The 18,934-nt window shown below is 62.1% G+C and carries 17 protein-coding genes and 2 tRNA genes; 13 read left to right on the forward strand and 6 right to left on the reverse strand.

The features are described 5' to 3' along the window. Window positions 1-5 precede the first annotated feature (5 nt). Window positions 6-1,127: an efflux RND transporter periplasmic adaptor subunit gene (locus tag QUV11_RS04120; protein ID WP_300880717.1), complete on the reverse strand. Its 1,122-nt coding sequence runs from the start codon at window positions 1,125-1,127 to the stop codon at window positions 6-8. Window positions 1,128-1,339: 212 nt separating this feature from the next. Then, the gene (locus QUV11_RS04125) at window positions 1,340-2,575 is read right to left on the reverse strand and encodes an FAD-dependent oxidoreductase (RefSeq protein ID WP_300880696.1); all 1,236 of its coding nucleotides are present in this window, start codon (window positions 2,573-2,575) and stop codon (window positions 1,340-1,342) included. 198 nt (window positions 2,576-2,773) lie between these two features. Between QUV11_RS04125 and QUV11_RS04130 the strand changes: the two genes are divergently transcribed. Beyond that, a tRNA-Met gene (locus QUV11_RS04130) sits at window positions 2,774-2,850 on the forward strand. Between the two features lie 543 nt (window positions 2,851-3,393). Continuing rightward, entirely contained in the window at window positions 3,394-4,851 is a 1,458-nt protein-coding gene (locus QUV11_RS04135) for a tetratricopeptide repeat protein (protein ID WP_300880697.1), read from the forward strand. Window positions 4,852-5,031: 180 nt separating this feature from the next. On the opposite strand, the gene QUV11_RS04140 is transcribed toward QUV11_RS04135, so the two are convergent. The 3 genes from QUV11_RS04140 to QUV11_RS04150 form a co-directional block, all read right to left on the reverse strand. Beyond that, entirely contained in the window at window positions 5,032-6,003 is a 972-nt protein-coding gene (locus QUV11_RS04140; RefSeq protein ID WP_300880698.1) for an oxidoreductase, read from the reverse strand. A 28-nt stretch (window positions 6,004-6,031) separates the two neighbouring features. Further along, a complete protein-coding gene (gene ald, locus QUV11_RS04145; RefSeq protein WP_300880699.1) occupies window positions 6,032-7,147 on the reverse strand; it encodes an alanine dehydrogenase in 1,116 nt (371 codons plus the stop codon). An 83-nt stretch (window positions 7,148-7,230) separates the two neighbouring features. After that, window positions 7,231-8,259: a peptidylprolyl isomerase gene (locus QUV11_RS04150; protein WP_300880700.1), complete on the reverse strand. Its 1,029-nt coding sequence runs from the start codon at window positions 8,257-8,259 to the stop codon at window positions 7,231-7,233. 126 nt (window positions 8,260-8,385) lie between these two features. Here QUV11_RS04150 and QUV11_RS04155 point away from each other — a divergent pair. The 9 genes from QUV11_RS04155 (at window position 8,386) to QUV11_RS04195 (ending at window position 16,746) form a co-directional block, all read left to right on the forward strand. Then, window positions 8,386-8,476 (forward strand) — tRNA-Ser (locus QUV11_RS04155). A 125-nt stretch (window positions 8,477-8,601) separates the two neighbouring features. Continuing rightward, a complete protein-coding gene (locus tag QUV11_RS04160; RefSeq protein ID WP_300880701.1) occupies window positions 8,602-9,771 on the forward strand; it encodes a site-specific integrase in 1,170 nt (389 codons plus the stop codon). A 34-nt stretch (window positions 9,772-9,805) separates the two neighbouring features. Continuing rightward, window positions 9,806-10,021 carry a sigma-70 region 4 domain-containing protein gene (locus tag QUV11_RS04165; protein WP_300880702.1) on the forward strand — a complete coding sequence of 72 codons (216 nt, stop codon included), beginning with the start codon at window positions 9,806-9,808 and terminating at the stop codon, window positions 10,019-10,021. A 52-nt stretch (window positions 10,022-10,073) separates the two neighbouring features. After that, the gene (locus QUV11_RS04170; protein ID WP_300880703.1) at window positions 10,074-11,003 is read left to right on the forward strand and encodes a HEPN domain-containing protein; all 930 of its coding nucleotides are present in this window, start codon (window positions 10,074-10,076) and stop codon (window positions 11,001-11,003) included. A gap of 706 nt (window positions 11,004-11,709) precedes the next feature. Beyond that, window positions 11,710-11,928 (forward strand): helix-turn-helix domain-containing protein, encoded by a 219-nt coding sequence (locus QUV11_RS04175; RefSeq protein ID WP_367279841.1) that lies wholly within the window; start codon window positions 11,710-11,712, stop codon window positions 11,926-11,928. A 269-nt stretch (window positions 11,929-12,197) separates the two neighbouring features. Beyond that, window positions 12,198-13,145, forward strand: coding sequence for a hypothetical protein (locus QUV11_RS04180; protein WP_300880705.1), 948 nt, complete (start codon window positions 12,198-12,200; stop codon window positions 13,143-13,145). A gap of 238 nt (window positions 13,146-13,383) precedes the next feature. Further along, window positions 13,384-14,073: a helix-turn-helix transcriptional regulator gene (locus QUV11_RS04185; protein WP_300880706.1), complete on the forward strand. Its 690-nt coding sequence runs from the start codon at window positions 13,384-13,386 to the stop codon at window positions 14,071-14,073. Window positions 14,074-14,135: 62 nt separating this feature from the next. Then, window positions 14,136-15,353 carry a VRR-NUC domain-containing protein gene (locus QUV11_RS04190; protein ID WP_300880707.1) on the forward strand — a complete coding sequence of 406 codons (1,218 nt, stop codon included), beginning with the start codon at window positions 14,136-14,138 and terminating at the stop codon, window positions 15,351-15,353. After that, a complete protein-coding gene (locus tag QUV11_RS04195) occupies window positions 15,337-16,746 on the forward strand; it encodes a hypothetical protein (protein ID WP_300880708.1) in 1,410 nt (469 codons plus the stop codon). Before QUV11_RS04190 ends, QUV11_RS04195 begins: the two co-directional genes overlap by 17 nt. Here the strand turns inward: QUV11_RS04195 and QUV11_RS04200 are convergent. Next, window positions 16,731-17,228 (reverse strand): helix-turn-helix domain-containing protein, encoded by a 498-nt coding sequence (locus QUV11_RS04200; protein ID WP_300880709.1) that lies wholly within the window; start codon window positions 17,226-17,228, stop codon window positions 16,731-16,733. The genes QUV11_RS04195 and QUV11_RS04200 overlap by 16 nt on opposite strands. Window positions 17,229-17,559: 331 nt before the next feature. Between QUV11_RS04200 and QUV11_RS04205 the strand changes: the two genes are divergently transcribed. Both QUV11_RS04205 and QUV11_RS04210 read left to right on the forward strand, forming a co-directional pair. Beyond that, complete coding sequence (locus QUV11_RS04205; protein WP_300880710.1) at window positions 17,560-18,207, forward strand: hypothetical protein; 648 nt, start codon at window positions 17,560-17,562, stop codon at window positions 18,205-18,207. Between the two features lie 2 nt (window positions 18,208-18,209). Next, on the forward strand, window positions 18,210-18,758 hold the full coding sequence (locus QUV11_RS04210; RefSeq protein WP_300880711.1) for a PIN domain-containing protein: 549 nt from the start codon (window positions 18,210-18,212) through the stop codon (window positions 18,756-18,758). Window positions 18,759-18,934: the final 176 nt, after the last annotated feature.

Genomic DNA, 18,934 nt, shown 5'->3' on the forward strand with positions numbered 1-18,934 from the left:
GGGGCTCAGCCGCGCTTCGGCGGGGGCGGCGACCCGATAACCTGCGGCTTGCTGGCGGGAACTGCGCGTACAGGAGAGTTGGGCGTGACCTTGGCCAAGCCTTGCACGATCACCTTGTCGCCGGGCTTCAACCCCTTGGTGACCACCCAATCGGAGCCGAGCGCACGGTCTGCGGTCACCTGGCGCTCGGTAGCACGGTTCTGGGCGTCCACCACGAACACGCTGGCTTCACCGCGCGCGCTGCGGCTGAGCGCGGCCTGCGGCACCAGAATGGCATTGGTATTGATCGCCTGGTCGAAACGCGCGCGCACGAACATGCCGGGCAGCAGCAGACCCTGGGGATTTGCGAAGCGCGCGCGCAGAGTCACGGTGCCGGTCGCGGCATTGACCATCACTTCAGAAAACTGGACGACCCCGCGCGGACCGTATTCGCTGCCGTCTTCGAGGATCAGCGACACTTCGGCACTGGCAGGCACCGAGCCGCCCTGCGCCAGCGACCGGCGCAGCGTAAGAAGCTCGGCGCTGGACTGCTGAATATCGACGAACACCGGATCGACGCCCTGGATCACCGCCAGCGGGTCTGCCTGGTTGCCGGTCACCAGAGCGCCCACGGTAAACAGCGACCGGCCTATCCGACCGGTGATGGGGGCAGGCACCCGGGTGAACTGCAGGTTGACGTCGGCGGTCTGCACCTGTGCGCGGCCCTGCTGCACGGCTGCGGCCGCCTGGCGCGCGGCAGCGGCAGCGTCGACATACTCCTGGAGCGATACCGCCTGCGCGTCGGCAAGAGGCTTCAGCCGCTCGGCTCGAATGCGCGTCGCCTCAGCGTTGGCGATCGCGCTGTTCAGGTTGGCGCTCGCCTCTGCCGTGGCCGCGCGATACAGCCGGGGATCGATTTCATACAGGGTCTGCCCCGCGCGAACCAGCGCGCCTTCCGCAAAGAACCTGCGACGAATGATGCCGGTGACCTGCGGACGCACCTCGGACATCTCGAATGCCGCGATCCGTCCAGCAAGCTCTACCGAGACCGGGACCGATTTGGCCTGCACGACGACGAACCCGACTTCAGGCGCGGGACGCTCGCCCCCCCTGCCCTCATCCTCACCGGAACAGCCGACAAGCGCCAGCGCCGCCAGCCCGGCAAGGGCGACGTGCCTCACGATCGTTCGTGTCTGGCGAACGGGAGAATAAATGGCAAACTCGCAGAAACTGGGGACACCGTATAGGATTGGCATACCGCATTAGAGGGTTAACCCCTGATCGGGCAAGTTTGTTTCATGCCGTTCGACAAATTTCGCGACGAACAGAACGTTTCAAGCGAAACCACCGTGGCGACCGCTCAGGCGTGATTGACTTCCTTGATGGGGATGGCGGGATCGGCCAACTCCTGAAGGTCGAGTGGAACCCCCTCGAGGATTGCCTTGCGCCCTTGCACATAGTCCTTGGTCGCATTGACACAATCGAGCGCGATCACCTTGCCGCCGCGCAGATAGATGACGGAAAAGCTCCGGGTGGCCGGGTCCCCGCGCACCAGTTCCTGATCATAATCGAGCGAAAGCCCGACCGTCTGCAGCCGCAGGTCATACTGGTTCGACCAGAACCACGGGATCGCCTGATACGGCTCTGCCGTGCCCATGATATGGGCGGCGGCAACCTTGGCCTGATCGTTAGCGTTCTGCACCGATTCCAGCCGGATGACACGGTCATTGGCGAACGCATTGGCATGGGCTGCGCAATCGCCGATGGCATAGATATCGGGCAGGCTGGTGCGGCAGAATTCGTCGACATCCACACCGTTGCCGCCCGCAGCTCCCGCCGCGATCAGCGGTCCCGTCTGCGCGATGATGCCGATACCGACGATCACCATGTCGGCTTCGATCCGCTCGCCGTTGCCGCAGCGCACCGCCACGGCATGGCCCGCCTCGTCGGTTTCGATATGGTCGACGGCATAATTGGTGCGCAGGTCGACCCCGTGCGCGCGATGTTCCTCTTCGAAGAACGCCGACAGCGATGGGCCTGCGACGCGAGACAGCACCCGGTCGAGCGCCTCGATCAACGTCACCTGCTTGCCCAGCTTGCGCATCACCGCAGCCGCTTCCAGCCCGATATAGCCGCCGCCGATGATCGCCACACTTTGCGTCTCGCCCAGCCGCGCCATGATCTTGTCGACATCGGCGCGGGTGCGCACGGCAAAGACGTTGGCTGCGTTGCTGCCCTTGCAATCCATCATCCGCGGGGTGCCGCCGGTGGCCCAGATCAGATGACCATAGCCAGTCTGCCCGCCACCGCTGATCGTCAACCTTTTGGCGGCCAGATCGATCGCTGTCACGCGCTTGCCCAGTTGCAGATCGACCTGGCGCTCTGCCCAAAAGCTTTCCGGCCGAAGCAATATCCGCTCGAAGGGCTTGTCCCCGGCAAGATATTCCTTGGACAAAGGCGGACGCTCGTACGGCGGAAACTTTTCATCGCCGATCAGCGCGACAGACCCGGTAAATCCCATCTGGCGCAGGCAGATAGCCGCCTGTGCGCCGGCATGGCCCGCGCCGACGATGACGATATCATAGCTGTCCTGCACCGGGCCGATCTCCTCAATTCTGGCTGTTGCCAGCCTATGTTCCCGCGCCAATAGCCGGTTGCCGCTGCGGAAAACAAGCCTGCGCATGCAGCAAGTCACCTGAAGCTGCCGTCAGGAACATTTTGGTTTGACCGACGCCGATGCGCCAACTATAGGGCGCGACCTGCCCCGGCTGCATAGCACCGGGCGCGCCGGGATGGCGGAGTAGCTCAGCTGGTTAGAGCGGCGGAATCATAATCCGTAGGTCGGGGGTTCAAGTCCCTCCTCCGCTACCACCGTTAACGTACGATCAATTCCCCCCCTGGGGGGCTCGCCTTCAGCCAGCGCCATGATGTTCTGCAGTCGGCCGACCATTTCCAACTCGAGACCAGTGCGGCCCGGCGAGGGTGTGAGAACAATGTAATCGATCAGGCTGCGCAGGATATTGCGGCCCGTGCGCCGGGCGACAGGATTGCGCACCATGTGCATCCGGTTGCAGACCAGCGCGCCTCCATAGATTCCTTCGCGGCACAGGCTGTCATTTTGCGCGCGCCCCATAGCATTTTAAGGCCGCCCACTTCGGATCGCGTTGAGGGATAGCCGCCCGGCGCAGGCTACGTTTACGACCAAATCGCGCTTCCGCTTCCATCCTGCAGGTTTGCCGGGACAAAATTTTCTTTGGCCATGCGGAGAAAATCCGCATTCGCGAACCCATGGGTTATCAGCATATTACCTAGACATGGACAGCCGCTTACCGATAGTGTCGCTGGCAATCTGGCTCAGCGTCAGCTGCGCCCGGTTGTGTTTTATGTGCGTTACGGCAATCCGTGGAAACAGTTTTGAACCAATCGGGATCCCCTCGACGCAGGCTGGACGGCTGGAAGGCGATCGCGGGCTATTTCCGCCGGGACCGCACAACCGTGATGCGCTGGGCACGGGAACGCGACCTTCCCGTGCACCGCATACCTGGAGGCAAGCAGGGATCGGTCTTTGCCTTTGAAGATGAGTTGGCCGCCTGGTCGAGCCGTACCGAGCAGCACGATCTTGCCGGCGATGGCGAGGCAGGCCCCGCAAGATCGCCCGATGCCGGTGCGATACCAGCGCAAGATGCACCTGCCGGGCGCCCTCCCCCAGCCGCCCGATCATCGCAGCCGCCATCGATCACTGACCCACGCCGACCATCCGGCATGCGCTGGCTTTGGCCTTCGCTCGGTGCGCTCGCAGCCGCCGGCATATTGGCGCTGGCGTTGCCGATCAGCGGAGGCGCGATTCTTCCGAGCGACAGACAGCCGGACAAGGTCGCCCCCTTACCCAAGGAGCCGGCCGTTGCCAGGGACTATATCGCTGCACGCGAATTGTGGGCGCACCGCACCCCCGCCGATCTCAAGCAGGCGATCAGCCTGTATGAGAAGGTTATCGCGGCCAGTCCGGACTTCGCCCCGGCCTATGCAGGCTTGGCAGAGGCGTGGCTCATCATTCGGGAATATGGCGAGGCCACCGATAGCCGCGCCTATGGCGCGGCCAAATCCGCGGTCGAACAGGCGCTGAAGCTCGACGAGCGGCTTCCGGCGGCGCACCGCGCCAATGGCTTCATTCAGTACTGGTGGAGCTATGACGCCCAATTGTCGGTCAATTCGTTCCAGCGCGCGCTGGCGTTGGACCCACGCGATGGCCTGACCCATTTCTGGTACGCGAACATCCTGTCCGATCTGGGCGAGGATGAAGCCGCGCAGCGCGAATATGACACAGCGCAGCTTCTGCTTCCCGGCACCCCCACGATCGCGATCGAGCGAGCCTGTGCCCATTGGCAGGCGGGTCGAGACCGCCGTGCGCTGATGGAGCTTTCGCAGCTCAAGACGCAGTATCCGCAGGACGCGACGATCCGCAACTGCCTCGCCTGGGCGCACATTTCGCGGGGCGACATCAGCGCCTACGCCCGCGAGTTCCGCGAAATGGCGCGCCTGCGCAACGTTCCCGAATTGCTCAGCCTGTCGGCCCGGCTCGACCGCGCCGTCGCCCGCGATGAGGCTACCGCGCATATGGTCCTGGTGGCCGATGCGCAGCGCGAATTTGCCGCAGGTGAGCGCAAGACGCGGATGACCCCTGCCTTTCACGCCTCGTGCATGGGGGATCGCGATACGTTGGTCGCCTTGCTGCGTCAGGCGGGGTTGCTCGGCGAGCGCTGGTATTCTGCCACGCTCAACAAGCGCATCGCCCAAAAGTGGGCCGACGACGCCGAGGTGCAGACGTTGCTCAAGCAAGTGATCGTCGCAACCCCCAAGGTCGAGTTGTCCTGATCGCACCGGCTACAACAGTTCCCCCGCGTCACAATAGCAGTTTTCCAGCGTTTGCCGCAATTTGCCACAGCACACCGGCCGCACGCCGTGCCTATAACAAGTCCGGTCTGATCGCCGGCGTCCGGGATCTTCGTCGACCCAACTGGCTGCTAGTCTGCCATCGCCCCCGGGCGCCGACGATCAGGCTTTTGCGAGCATTGCTTCGCTCAAAGACCACAGCCGCTCTGCGCTGTCGCTGTCGACCGCATGGGGTTCGACATAGCGGTAGCGGACAGCCTCGCCGCTGGCGACGTCCGCAATGTTGCAATCCTCGCAATAGACCCCGCCCTTGCCTTCCAGCAGCACACTGCTTGCCGCCCAGAGCGTGGTGGTGCATCCCTGCGCCGGGGTCTTGAAAAGCGCGCGAGCACCTTCTGCAATTTCGCCCTGTTCGTTCAGCCAGCCCAGAGCCACCATCTCTTCGGTCGGAAGATGGCGCTGCAGCGGGGTGAAGATGCCGCCGGGGTGGACGGCAAAAGCCATGCCGCCGCTGTTCGCCAGCCGCGCATTCATCGCGACCGCAAACAGCGCATTGGCGGTCTTGGACTGGCCATAGGCCTTCCATTTGTCATAGCTGCCATCGGTCCAATTGGGGTCGTCCCAGCGGATGTCGGACAGTTTGTGGCCGGTGGAAGACAGCGCCACCACCCGGCAATTGCGGCTGCGCTGGAGCAGCGGCAGCAGCACATCGGCCAGCGCGAAATGGCCCATATGGTTTGTGCCGAACTGCATCTCCCAGCCCGGCCCCACCCGCGTTTCCGGACAGGCCATGACGCCGGCGTTGTTGATCAGCAGGTCGAGATGCGGGACGTCCGAGGCATAGCCCAGCGCAAACCGCCGCACCGAGGCGATGTCAGCGAGATCCATCGGCGCGATGCGGATATCGCCCTTCATCCCCGTCAGCGCGGCATGCGCCTTGGCGGTATCGCGCGCGGGAACGGTGACCGAAGCGCCAGCATCCGCCAGCGCGCGCACCGTCTCGAGCCCGATCCCCGAATAGCCGCCGGTGACGATCGCGTTCTTGCCGGCCAGGTCGATCCCCGCCAGCACCTCGTGCGGTTCGCTGTGGCGACCGAAGGGGGATTCGACAGGCTTCTGGTGGTCGGCGATCATCGGGCTCTCCTGCTGCGCGTCTGGCGCCTCAGGCGAGCGCCTCTTCCATCGGACAATAGGCATAGCCAAGGTCATCCGCCACCGCCTTGTAGGTCACCTTGCCGTTCCAGACGTTAAGCCCCGCCGCCAGATGCGGATCGGCACGCAGCGCGTCCTTCCAGCCCTTGTCGGCCATGCGCAGCATGTGCGGCAGCGTGACATTGTTGAGCGCGTAGGTGCTGGTGCGCGCCACCGCGCCGGGCATATTGGCGACGCAATAGTGCACGATGCCATCGACGATATAGGTCGGCTCGGCATGGGTGGTGGCGTGGCTGGTCTCGAAGCAGCCGCCCTGGTCGATCGCGACATCGACCAGCACCGCGCCCGGACGCATCGTGGCCAGCATCTCGCGGGTGACCAGCTTGGGTGCAGCGGCGCCGGGGATCAGCACCGCGCCGATGACGAGGTCGGCGCTCGCGACGCACTCGGCGACGTTGGCGGCGTTGGCGAAACGCGTCTTGGCGCGCGCCTCGAAATAATAGCCCAGCCGCTCGAGCACTTCGGGGCTGCGATCGAGAATGGTGACGTCGGCGCCCAGGCCTGCGGCCATCTGCGCAGCGTTGAAGCCTACCACGCCGCCGCCGATCACGCAGACATTGCCCGGCGCCACACCGGGAACCCCGCCGAGCAGGATGCCGCGCCCGCCATGCGCCTTTTCGAGCGCGGTCGCGCCCGCCTGGATCGACATGCGGCCAGCAACCTGGCTCATCGGCTTGAGCAACGGCAGGCCACCGCTCGAATCGGTGACGGTCTCATAGGCAATGCACACCGCCTTCGAGGCGACCAGATCCTTGGTCTGCTCGGGGTCCGGAGCCAGATGCAGGTAGGTGAACAGGATCTGCCCCTCGCGCAGCATCGCGCGCTCGACCGCCTGCGGTTCCTTGACCTTCACCACCATCTCGCACTCGGCGAAGATTTCGGCAGCGGTATCGATCAGCTTGGCGCCAGCCCGCAGATAGTCGTTGTCGCTCTCGCCGATGCCCAGGCCTGCGCCCTTCTGCACCCAGACCTCATGGCCGTGCTGCACCAGTTCGCGCGCACTTTCGGGCGTCAGGCCGACGCGATATTCGTGGTTCTTGATTTCCTTGACGGTGCCGACGCGCATGACAGTCTTCTCCTGCAGATGATTTTCTCTGGCCCATATAGGGACCGTCAAACCCGCGCGACAGTTTTTGTTACTTTATTACATTATTGCGTAATTTTCCGAATAGGCACCGGAATATTGCAAATATCGGCGCCGCCTGCGGGGATATTGAAGAACGCGTCCTGCCGGTTGGCGCGTGCCCGCGCATATCGGACGAATGATTCGCTGTCGCTTGCGAGGTATTCAAGACGAGGGCGAGCGGTTTCAGGCAGATCGGCAGCCAGCTGCACCGACCGGATGACAGTGCGTTCCGGTGCGGTTTCATAGAAGCCCAGCTCACCCGTGCCGCGCGGCAGGCTGGAAAGGTGCTCGATGCCCTCGACCACCCGCCCAACCAGTGCGATGTTCCGATCCAGATGCCGCGGCGCATGGCCGATCACGGTATACAACTCCGCGCCGCTGCCGGTATCGGGCGACAGGTTGCGGCCGACCCCGACCATGCCATAGCAATGCACCGGCCAGACACCGTCATCGTTGCCGGCGATCGGCCATCCGCGGTAGAAGTCCAGCGTCTTGGCGTATGTGTCAGGCCCGGCCCAGGGATTGGGCTGATCGGCACGCGACGCTTCTTCGGCGGCGGCCATAGCGGCTCCGGCGCTATCGTCCGACGAAGCACCCGCCTCTACAGCTGCAGCAAAGGCATCCAGCCCGACGACATAGCCGCTCTCCGGAACCTGCGCGATCCCGCCCGGCAACGGCCTGGCCTTGGCCTCGTCCTCGGCATCGGGGTCGCCCCATTGCACGACGTAATTGTCCTGCACGCGGACGATGGCGGTGCCGTCCCACCATTTCGCGGCAGCAAGTTTGCGGATATTCTCGGTCCACCCGGTGCTGAACGGCGCGGGCATCAGCTGGATCACCACTTTGCGCGGCTTGCCTGCCGCATCGGGCGCAAGCTCCATCAGCAACAGGTCCGATGCCGCGATCGCCTTCCAATGCTCGGCGGGCGCCTCCTCGACGATCTGGCCGGGGCTGGGGCTGAACAGCGGCGGTGTCGCGGCGGTGAGCAGCGCCAGCGGGGCCAGAGCGAAGATGGCGCGGCGCGCGGCCGGACGGAATCGGGTTTGGTTCATGGACGCCACGCTAACATGCCGCACACACTTGGGAAACTGCGCTTCGAAATGCGGGCCAGCGCCGACACAAACCACCTCTTGCACTGCCCCCCACTTGCCTTTAGGGGGGCGGCTTCCAGGACAAGCGGAGCGGTGGCCGAGTGGTCGAAGGCGCACGCCTGGAAAGTGTGTATAGGTCAAAAGCCTATCGTGGGTTCGAATCCCACCCGCTCCGCCACATTCGAATCCCACGCGATCTCTGGTCAACTCTGAAAGTCCAGCTCCCCTGCGGGGTACGCTGGTGATTCGGATCCCTGTGTGTCCCACGTCGTCCAAGCCGACATTTTTGCAAATGTGGGACAGATGATCATGATCACCTCTATGAAAACGACTTCGAATACCGACCCGGAGACCAAGACCCAGACCACTCGCAGGGTGAGTTTTGGCGACGGCCTTTTTCGCTACGAAAGGCCGGGAGGGAGTAGCAGCTGGGTTTGCCGGGTTCAGAAACAGGGCCACCGCCGCGATTTCGGCTTGGGCAGCTGTAGCAAGGTAAGCCTTGCTGAGGCTCGCGAGCGGGCACGTGAGGTCCGCAGCCAGATGGAAATGGGCCTCGACCCTCAGTTCGAGCGGCGCAAGCTCGAAGCGGTGCCGACCTTCAAGGATGCGGCCCAGAAGGTCTTCGACATTCATTCGAAGACCTGGCGCAATGGCAAGCACCACTCCCAATGGATGCGCACGCTCGAAATGTACGTCTTTCCATCCATCGGGAAGCACAAAGTCGATAAGATCACCGGCCCGATGATCCGCGACGTTCTCGCTGAAATCTGGCTGGCAAAGCCCGAAACGGCGCGGCGGGTCCGCCAGCGCATCGGGGCGGTCCTCGACTGGGCCTATGCGTCTGGCTACCGCGAGTCCGAGGCTCCGATGCGCGCCATCTCGAAAGGCCTGCCGCGTCAGCCCCGCAAAGACGGGCACTTTCCTGCCATGCCATACGAGAAAGTGTCAAAGTTCATCCAGAAGCTGCGTGCTCGGGAATCCTTCAGCCGCCTTGCACTGGAATTCGCGATCTACACCGCCGCCAGATCGGGCGAAGTGCGCGGCATGACCTGGGATGAGGTTGATATGGAGGAAGCCCTCTGGACGCTTCCCAAGGAGCGTATGAAGGCATTCCGCGAGCATGTTGTGCCGCTGACCCCACGTCCGCTGCGTATCCTGCGCCGCTGCGCTCAATTACGATTGCGCGACTGCCAGTATGTGTTTCCCGGCATTCGCAGCAACAAGCCGCTGTCAGACATGACATTGTCGATGCTCATGAAGGAAATGGGTCAACCATTCACCCCTCACGGTTTCCGCTCTTCGTTCCGCGACTGGGTCAGCGAAGAGACCAATCATCCTAGCGATGTGGCGGAGGCAGCCCTCGCCCATACGGTCGCCAACAAGACCGAGGCGGCCTACCGGCGTGGCAATCTGCTGGAGAAGCGCCGGGTCATGATGGCCGAGTGGGCCGCCTATTGCGACAAGGACAGTTGAGGTGTCTCGCCTGTCGCGCGCAGAGCGCAGGCGCTTGCGCAAGTTCGAGAAGGCGGTCGAGCGGATGGAACCGCTCGACCGGGAAATCTTCCTTGGCATCCGCGTCGATGAGCTGACCTACCGCCAGCTTGCAGACAAACACGGCATTACCTTGCAACAGGTCGAGCAGCATTTTGCCAACGCGCTTTTCGTACTGATGCAGATGCCGACAGAGAAGCCGCCAGACTGGTGGCAGTTCTGGCGATGGTGATGATGCTTCGACCTTGCCAATCGCAACCCATGCCTACAGGGTGCCCCTGCCCATGCGAACCGATCTAGACCATCTTCCTGCCAACAAGCAGCGCGAGCTTGATCGCGTGAAGCAGATCATCTTCGAAGAATTCGAGGACGCCTTGGCGCTCGCCACCCACCAGTGGAAGAAGAAGGGCCGGATCGAGAAGCTGATCCTCTACGGCAGCTACGCGCGTGGTGGCTGGGTCGATGAACCGCACACCGCCAAGGGCTACCGATCCGACTTCGATCTGTTGATCATCGTCAACGACAAGCGGCTCACTGAGCGCGTCGATTACTGGCTGAAGCTGGAGGATCGGTTGATCCGCGAGCTGGCGATCGACCGGACGCTGCATACGCCGGTCAACTTCATCGTTCACACGCTCCAAGAGGTGAACGATGGGCTCGCGCATGGCCGGTACTTTTTTATGGATGTGGCGAAGGACGGCATCGCCTTGCACGAAGCCGATGACCGGGCGCTTCATACTCCCAAGCCCAAAACTCCCGAGCAGGCGTTGAGCATGGCGCGGGAGTATTTTGACGAGTGGTTCCCCACTGGTGGGGAGTTCTTCGACAATTTCACCTTTAATCTGAAACAGGGCAGGCTCAACAATGCTGCCTTCCAGCTCCATCAGGCCACAGAGAGGCTGTATCATACGGTGCTGCTGGTATGCACCTTCTACACCCCCCACATTCACAACCTGGGTTTCCTGCGTACCCAAGCTGAGCGGATCGACATGCGCTTGGTCGATGCCTGGCCTCGTGACAGTCGGATTGATCGGGCCCGCTTTGAAAAGCTGAAAGAGGCCTATGTGAAGGCTCGGTACTCGAAACACTATCGGATTACCGAAGAGGAGCTGTCGTGGCTCGGCGGGTGCGTCGAGGAGCTTGGGCGGGCTGTTCACGCTATCTGTTCGGAACGGATAGCGGACCTTGAGACGAAAGCTCTCGCTGCAGGTTGAGAGCGCAGTTTCCGGAGAAGGACCCCGGGCGATAGCCTTTGGCTACGTTTCTGCTGCCATCAGCCACCAAATATCATCCCTTGATGGCCGTTCGAGCCGTCCGTTCAGCAGCCCCACCGCCACCTATTTTCTGCCACCTCGCTGGCATCAAATGCGGCAGGGTAACAGGGGCCGCGATGCTTCGCATCGGACCCGTAATTTAGAGACACACCTCACGCACGGGTGCATACAGCATTTCCGCCACTTTTCGAGGCAGCGCTCAGGCAGCGCGCGCACCTCGTTCTTCAAAAGTGGCCATAATCTGCGGAATTTCGAGGCAGCGCATAGCACCCTCATCGGACAGGATAATACCAGACGAAAGCGTGTCAGATTTGAGCCTTTCGAGACCCCACGTCCCCCCTTTCGGCGAGTAGGATGCCTTCAGCCGACTGGCCTACGGCACAGTCGTGGAGCAGGACCAGCGCGGCCCAAAATCCAGCTCGCTTGGCCTGCGAAGGCTTGGTGGGATGCCGAGCCGCAATCGCACACACGGCAACGATAGGGCAGAAATGTCGTGTGGCATGGAATGCGCCGAAAGTGGATGATTGCCGCTGTCAGATGGCCGCTGCTTTCAGCCATCCTCTCTCCCGGTTTCTAAACGATTGGTGCCGATATGCCTGGACCGCTTCTCCCGCCCTCTTCGCCGTTGTCAATTGAGCCGATCAGTATGCGGGTTCCCGATGCTTGCCGGTATACCGGCATCAGCCGTAGCACCCTATACCTGCTCATCGCGCGGGGTGAGGTCGAGGTCGTCAAATTGGGAGCTGCAACGCTTGTTCTGACCGAGAGCCTGCGCCAGCTAGTCGAGAGGCATCGCAGCTTTAGGACAAGTCCAACAGCAAGACAGATATCCACGGCACTGCCCCAGCGTGGGCAGACAAGTTAAACCCTCGTCGACTCAAGTCCGGTAACGCTAAATTTTTCAGCGGCCTATTTATCAACCGCCGATGAGCTACATGAAGTGTCCGCTTGTCGCCTAAACATTTGACGCTCGCTGATGGCCATCGGGAAACCCGAAATTGGCCCATCCGCCTTTCGGCCCCTGAAGATCCGGCCGCGCGATGCCGCTGCTCCGGCGACAGCGCGCGTTATGGTGCATCCCGGTGGGTGCAGAGCGACGATGACACAGCGAAGCAGAATGCCTAACTGGGCCCGATGGGAAAGACGAAATCCGAGCGACATCATTGGTGGCCCGAATGCGTGTCGGAGCGATGGGCTGACGAAAATGGCGGCGTGCACTGGTTGCTCCCGACCGGCGAAGAGCGTCGCGCACGGCCGGAATCCTTTGGGGTAATTGGCAATGGTCATTTCATCAAACTTGGCAACAAACCGGGCAAGCCGACCCCGTGGGATCAGAATTTCGAGACCATGTTTCATCAGGCTGACGCCGGCTTCCCTGCGGTGATCGACTGGCTGGACGGCCTCAAATTCGAGGTGCGACTTGGTCAGCCCCGCCGCAGCCGTTTCTTGCCGCAGCCCTCTTCTGACGAGCGCTTCGGTCAGATGGTCGAATCTCTTACTTCGCTCGCCATCCGCAGTCCGATGACGCGCGAAGCTTGTGTCGGGATCGCAGAGCGCTTTCGGGGATCGTTGCCTGAGTGGGAGCGCAACAGCCTGATTGCCATGAACATGCGGGATATGCACTCTCGCGCGGTGCAAGCATTCGGGGTGCGCGGCAAGGCAACCGCAATATTCTCGCCCGATCAAGAATTCGTGTTCGGCGACGGATTCTATCACAATCTCACGTCACCGAGCGGGCCGCCACACGCGCCAAATATCCTTGCGCCGCTCACGCCCCGCCTCGCTGTGCTCTATGCGCGGCCTATTCAGTATACGGCTGAACCACGGCTCTCGACCCTCGTTATCGCTGCCGACGAGGCCCAGGCGCTCAACCGCGTCGTTCAGATCTACGCGCGCGACAAGTTGTTCTACCGATCCGACCGGCCCGACCTGACCGACGAATATCGCGCTGCGAAGCATCTGCAGTTTTCGAGCCCAGGCCATTTCATCGAGGAAATGATCCATGACATGCCAGGCGTGCCCAATCGTGACACGTCACTCGACTTCCTTGGAAAGTTCGGTCGCCGAGAAGGGCTGTCTTAGCCCTCGTCGTCGAAGAGAACTTCGACCAGATTGCGCGGCGGCGACCACAGCCCCGCCTTCGCTTTTACATAGGTTTGGCATAAGGTCACGATGCGATCCTGGTCACCGTTGGCGTCATCGCCACTTCTTCAATGCCTCTACAGGATTAAAGGCATTCTGACGGGCTTCTGTCGCTATAATGTCGTAGCTGTTACTGTCGACCGGACCTAGGCAAGGAAGGAGCAATGAAAGGGCCGACATGACCATCCATATGCAGGCATTGCCGCCGAAGCTGCTCGGATTCTGGGCACGGACGCTTCGCCTGGCCTCCAATCTGTCGCAGGAGGCACTGGCGGCTGCGTCAGGTCTTACCGTGCGGACCATCCAGCGGGTCGAATCGGGGGCGCGCGCGAGCTTGACCACGCGCCGCTGCCTCGCCCGCGGGCTTGGCTACGACAATCCCGATATCTTCGACGATCCCGCCTTTGTCGCCACCGTCACCGAGTTCATGGAGTCGCTTCGCGCCGAGCAAATCGAGGCCGAGGAAGCGCGTCATCCTGATCACATCAAACTTGAGGTCGCCCCGGTAATGACCGGGGCCGTCTTGGGCGGCCAGATCGATCGCTGCGACGCTTGGGTCTTCCATTGCGATGAGCAGGCGACGCCCGAGGGACAGGCCGAAGCGGCGTCGCTGTTCGACAATCTACAGGACTATGGCGACATCTGGTCGGAGCTGCCGCCCAGCGCGAGGCTCGAAGCCCAGAACAGCTTCTCGGCGATGCTTGATGTCCTCGCAGAGCATGAGCTGCGTGCCTATCAGGCGATCCGCGCCGCGCGCCTCGCTCCGGTGGCGAAGGATCAAGCGCCACTCCCCTTCACCATCGGCTATGTGACGGTCGTCCCCGCCGGGCAGACGCTGACGCATATCTTCGTGCCCAAGAAGGCCTGACCGCGATGTCGGGTCCGAGCGGGTGCGATCATACTAGTGTTGTCTGCCTCAACCAGCACGAGTTGATCCGCAAATATCGCTGCGCCGACTGCGGCGCCGTGATGATGTGCGTCTGCGACGAGCCCTTCGGGCAGCGCTTCCTCGCACACCAGCTGTCTGAGGGCTGTGAGCTCGACACGCAGGAGCGCGTGCCGGTCACGCATGGCTTCCGACCGGCTACCTGCAACGGCTGTCGTGGCCTGCCGCTGCAGCCCGCGCCGGGCGCGGCGATCCCGGGCCGCACGAGCAAGATCAAACGCTTCTATTGGCGCGAGCTCTTCTTCCGCGAGACCGAGCGCTTTGCCGATTGGGAGGCTACCAATCCTCAGGCTTCCCCTGAGGAAGCGGGCACCGCGCGCAAGCGGATCGCGAGCGAGGTGCTCGACGAGATCAAGGCGCTGCACGCCTTCGCGCCACTCTACGATATGCGCGAGCCCTCCCAAGCCGACGTGTTATCCCGATACGACGTGGCGATCGACGCCTTCTCTCCCGACTATGCGGCAACACCGCAAAAGGGCGCCGTCGTCATGCTCAAAGGTGCAATCGTTTCCCCCGAGGCGTTTGTGGCGCATCATTACGCCGCGATGGGCTGGTCTGCGATGCCGCTCGAAAGCGTGCCGTTGCACGCTTTGTTCGGCGTGTTGATGTGGCTGCTCATCGAGGATCCGGCCGATACCAAGAACCGGATGGTGAGTTTCGGGTCGCGGACCGCCTTCGCGGCGCGCGTGCCCGGCGAGCAAATCTGGATGCACCTGCCCGAGGATTTCGGCACGCCGGGCTATGGCCGGCGCCGACGCGAGGCGCTCGACGAGCATTTTCAGTTCTTCTTCACGTCGGACGGTCACGCTGATCGCGGGCAGCTGCTTTGGTTGTTCGATTATTGGCGGGAGCCGAGCGAACGGCTGCGGCAATATCTCTGGGCCCATCGCGACACCGATGTCGAGCGCGCCCGGCACTTGATCGAAATCCTGCCCGCTAAGACCGTGCTCGCGATCCTGCGCTACCTGGTTGACGACTATTGGGGACGCTATCTGGGTTGGCCCGACTTGCTTCTCCACCGCGCCGATGAATTCCTGCTAGTCGAGGTCAAGTCGTCGTCGGACAAGCTCAGCGCCGAGCAGATGCGCTGGATCGTCGACAATCACGAAGCGCTGAAGCTGCCATTTCGGATAGCCAAGCTCCACCGTCCATCGCGTCAGACCACGCGCAGATCATCGACGAACCATGCAGCGGACGATTGAAATTGCCGATTTCGCGCTGCCGCGCGGCGCGGTTTCGATCCAGCAGTTGATGGCAATGCCGCGCGCGACCTGGGATCATCTGCGCAGCGAGATCAACCGCCAACGCCAGATCGATCCGCTCAACCCGCTGGCGCGATGCCGGCTGTGCAAGGGTCCGGTCTTCATCCGGTCGCATTATGCCAGCGGCGGCCACGCGCCGGTCTATGCCCATTACCCGGAAAGCCCTGCCGATTGCCCTTGGTATCAGGGGGTTAACCTGAAGCCGGACGACGCTCGCGCCGCGCAATATCACGGCCATCAGGAATCTGCATTGCATCGCTGGATGTGCGAGACGATCGCGACCGTGCTGGAGCAGGATCCACGGTGCCGGCTGGTGACGGTCGATACCTATCGGCGGCCGTCGATTGCCGCGCGTGGGCGTTATCCCGACGTCTATGCCGAGATCGACGGGCTGGGGAAATTCGCGATCGAGGTCCAGCTCTCCAAACCGTTCGCGCCCGAGATCGTCGCGCGCCATATCCATTACGAAGCGGAGGGTGTCGCATTGCTGTGGGTGTTCCGGACGCTCGACGCCGAGCTGCCGCAGGGTTTTCATGACGTCATCACCCTGCAGCGCGGCAACGCCTTTCTGTTCGATGACGACGCGGTCGCTGCATCGAGCACGCGAAACACGCTGGTCCTGACCGGCCTGCTCGAGAACGATCGTGGCGGCTTCCTAAAGCCGCGCCTGGTCGCGCTCGACGACCTCGATCGCAGCTCCGGCCGCGCTGTGTTCATCGAGGACCGCCGTTCGGATCGGCTGCTCGATTATTGTCGTGCCGGCCGTGCGAAATGGTGGGAGGCCTTCAAGGAAGCACCCCCTGCCGAGTTCGACTACCCCTTTGACGAGCCTTGTTTCATCCCCGCCTGGGATTCGATCAAGGCTTTCGTCCCTGAGCTTAGCCCCTGGAAGCGGCGATGCTGGTCGGAACAATTTGTGCGAGGCGACCGGCTTTTCGCTGAGCTTGCGGCGATCCTGTTTTCGATCGCCAGGACGGCGACCACAGGGAAGGATCGCGTTTATGTGACGCGATACAATGATGCCAGTGCCCTGACATCAATGCTCAATGCCAAGCTCGCAGCGCAGGCGTTCATGCCCTTCGCTACCTTGATCGAGACGATGTTGCGTGCGACGCCTGCCCGCGACCGGCTTGTCCGCACGTCGCTGGCGCGCGCGTTCGAGCACGCCAAACTGGAGAGTGAGCAGATCGCGCCCGGCCACCCGATCTGGTCGGGCGCTGCGCGATTGTTTCCGGAGATATTCGACGGACTGCGCCGCGCCGAACTCGATGATCTCGGCAAGCTTCCCGGCTGGGCCGGAGGCGCCAGCCAAACCGCTCAATCGTCAAGCTGATAACCGCCGACATCTTCGCTCATTGCCGCCAGTCGATCGAGCGCGGCATCCCGGTCCACGTCCCGCTGGGCCTTGTAGACCAGCACATCAGCCAGACGAAGGCGACGGTGCGTACCGACCTTGATCGACGGGAGCGTGCCCTGGTCGACGAGGCGGACAACATATTGACGCGATACGTTCAAGCGCTCGGCAGCCGCCTGCGTCGTCAACATCTCGTCGTCGGCGATGACGGAGACCTTATGCCCTTCGGACATCAGCGACGCGGCGCGCGCCACAACCGTCGCCAGCGTTTCCGGCAAGTCGATGCGATGCCCGTCGCGGTCGATTACCTGAACGTGCGGGCCGCGTGACGCGCTTGGCTGAAGCGCGATCGCAAGGCGTGCGGCAACGGCCTGATCGACCGAAGCTATCCTGTCGGGCTTCGGTCGTGTTCGCTTCGTTGTGATTTTCGCTGCTGCCGTCATAAGCTTCATATGGATCATAAACGACTCAAACGCAACTAAAAGCACCCCCTTGGCTATCCCCCCGACTGGAGCACATCGGAGCACAGGTCAGCACAGTATAGCACCGTAGCACATGTAGCACATATGGACCTCGCCTAAGTTCAGGATAACACTCGGTTTTTGGCCGTCCAGCTGCCACATTCGCGTCACCTAGAGGGTCCTTCGTGACTTATATGAGGCGCCAAGCTACATCGAAATCGCCGGATTGATGTCGATTCTTGCGCAGCATTACTTGCTTATGCCTCTGTTTTTGCGCGATAATGTATTTATATTCAAGGCTATAGAGATAGGGACGAAGGAGATTTGATCGATGGCATTGACGACAAAAAAGGGGAAGGCGGTTCGGTCGAAAGACGTCGAGCTGCGCGATACCTATTTTGCGGATGCGGCGGATCGGCTGTGGGATCGCAACAAACATGACGGTTATGCAACGGTCCCCAAGACCATGCCAATGGTGATGCGCGCGATCGACGAGCTGTCCAAGGGAAAGCCGCTCGGCCCGACCTATTTCGCTCTATTCTGCGCGACTTGGGACAACGGATTCGTCCGCCTCGCCCGGTCTCCCGATCTTCCTTATGCGTCGGGCTTTACCGGTCCGCGCGGCGTGCGCGTCTGGCAAGAGCGGATGAAGCTGCTGGAGGAGTTCGGCTTTGTTGAGATCGAAGCCAGCGGCGCCCAGAAGTTCGGGCTCGCCTTTCTTCCCAATCCTAATCTGGTCCTGCTCAACCTGTGGGAAAAGAAGAAGTGCCAAGGCACAGGGCCTTATGATCCGCCGGCACTCGCCGGGCTGCAAGAAGCGACGATGAGTGCGTTCCTCGAACGCGCGATCGATGTCGGCGCAAACGACGTTACGCGCGCGCAAGCTAAGCTCAATGCCGCAAAGCGGCCGGCGGAAGCCGAGCCGGCACCGAAGCGCACCGTGCTGCGCCAGCCAAAGGCGGCCAAGTCGAAGGAATGACCGTGACTCCGATCGCCGTCCTTGATGCAGATGTTCTGTTCCCGATGATCTTGCGGGACACCTTGCTGCGCGTCGCCGCAGCAGGGTGTTTCCGCGTGTATTGGTCGGCAAAGATTCTGGATGAAGTTAGCCGCAACCTGATCGATCAGCATCGCATGGACGCCAGCAAGGCGGCGTCCCTGATGCAGGCGATGGAAGCCGCCTTTCCCGACGCGATGGTGCAAGGCTGGGAAACGCTTGAGGCGAAGATGCCCAACCATCCCAAGGATCGCCACGTTGCGGCTGCCGCCAAAAAGGCGGGAGCCGGCATCGTCGTCACGTTGAACCTCAAGGATTTCAGCACCATGCCCGATGGCATTGTCGCGATGAGCCCTGACGTTTTTCTGACGGAGCGTCTCAAATACGACGCTGATCCCGTGCTGGTCGCACTTCACAAGCAGGCGGCAGGCTATCGCAATCCAGCCACGACGACAGTCGATCTCGTCGATTGGCTTGCGAAGGTCGTGCCCGACTTCTCAAGCGCTGTGAACGCGGTGCTCCCTGGCATATGACGGATCGCGATGTCCTCTGACAGGCAGCGTGTGTCACCAACTTCTGCCCCGAAGCCGCCGTCGCTCATAACAGAAGAATGTCCGTTTCTGACTGTTGCAGAGCCGAATCCTGCTGCTCCGTTTCCCATCTGTGGACGCCCCGAAAGATGCAAGAGTAAATTCGGGTCTTGGCGGTA

This window comes from Blastomonas sp., from assembly GCF_030373265.1.
In the GTDB taxonomy this organism is placed as follows: domain Bacteria; phylum Pseudomonadota; class Alphaproteobacteria; order Sphingomonadales; family Sphingomonadaceae; genus Blastomonas.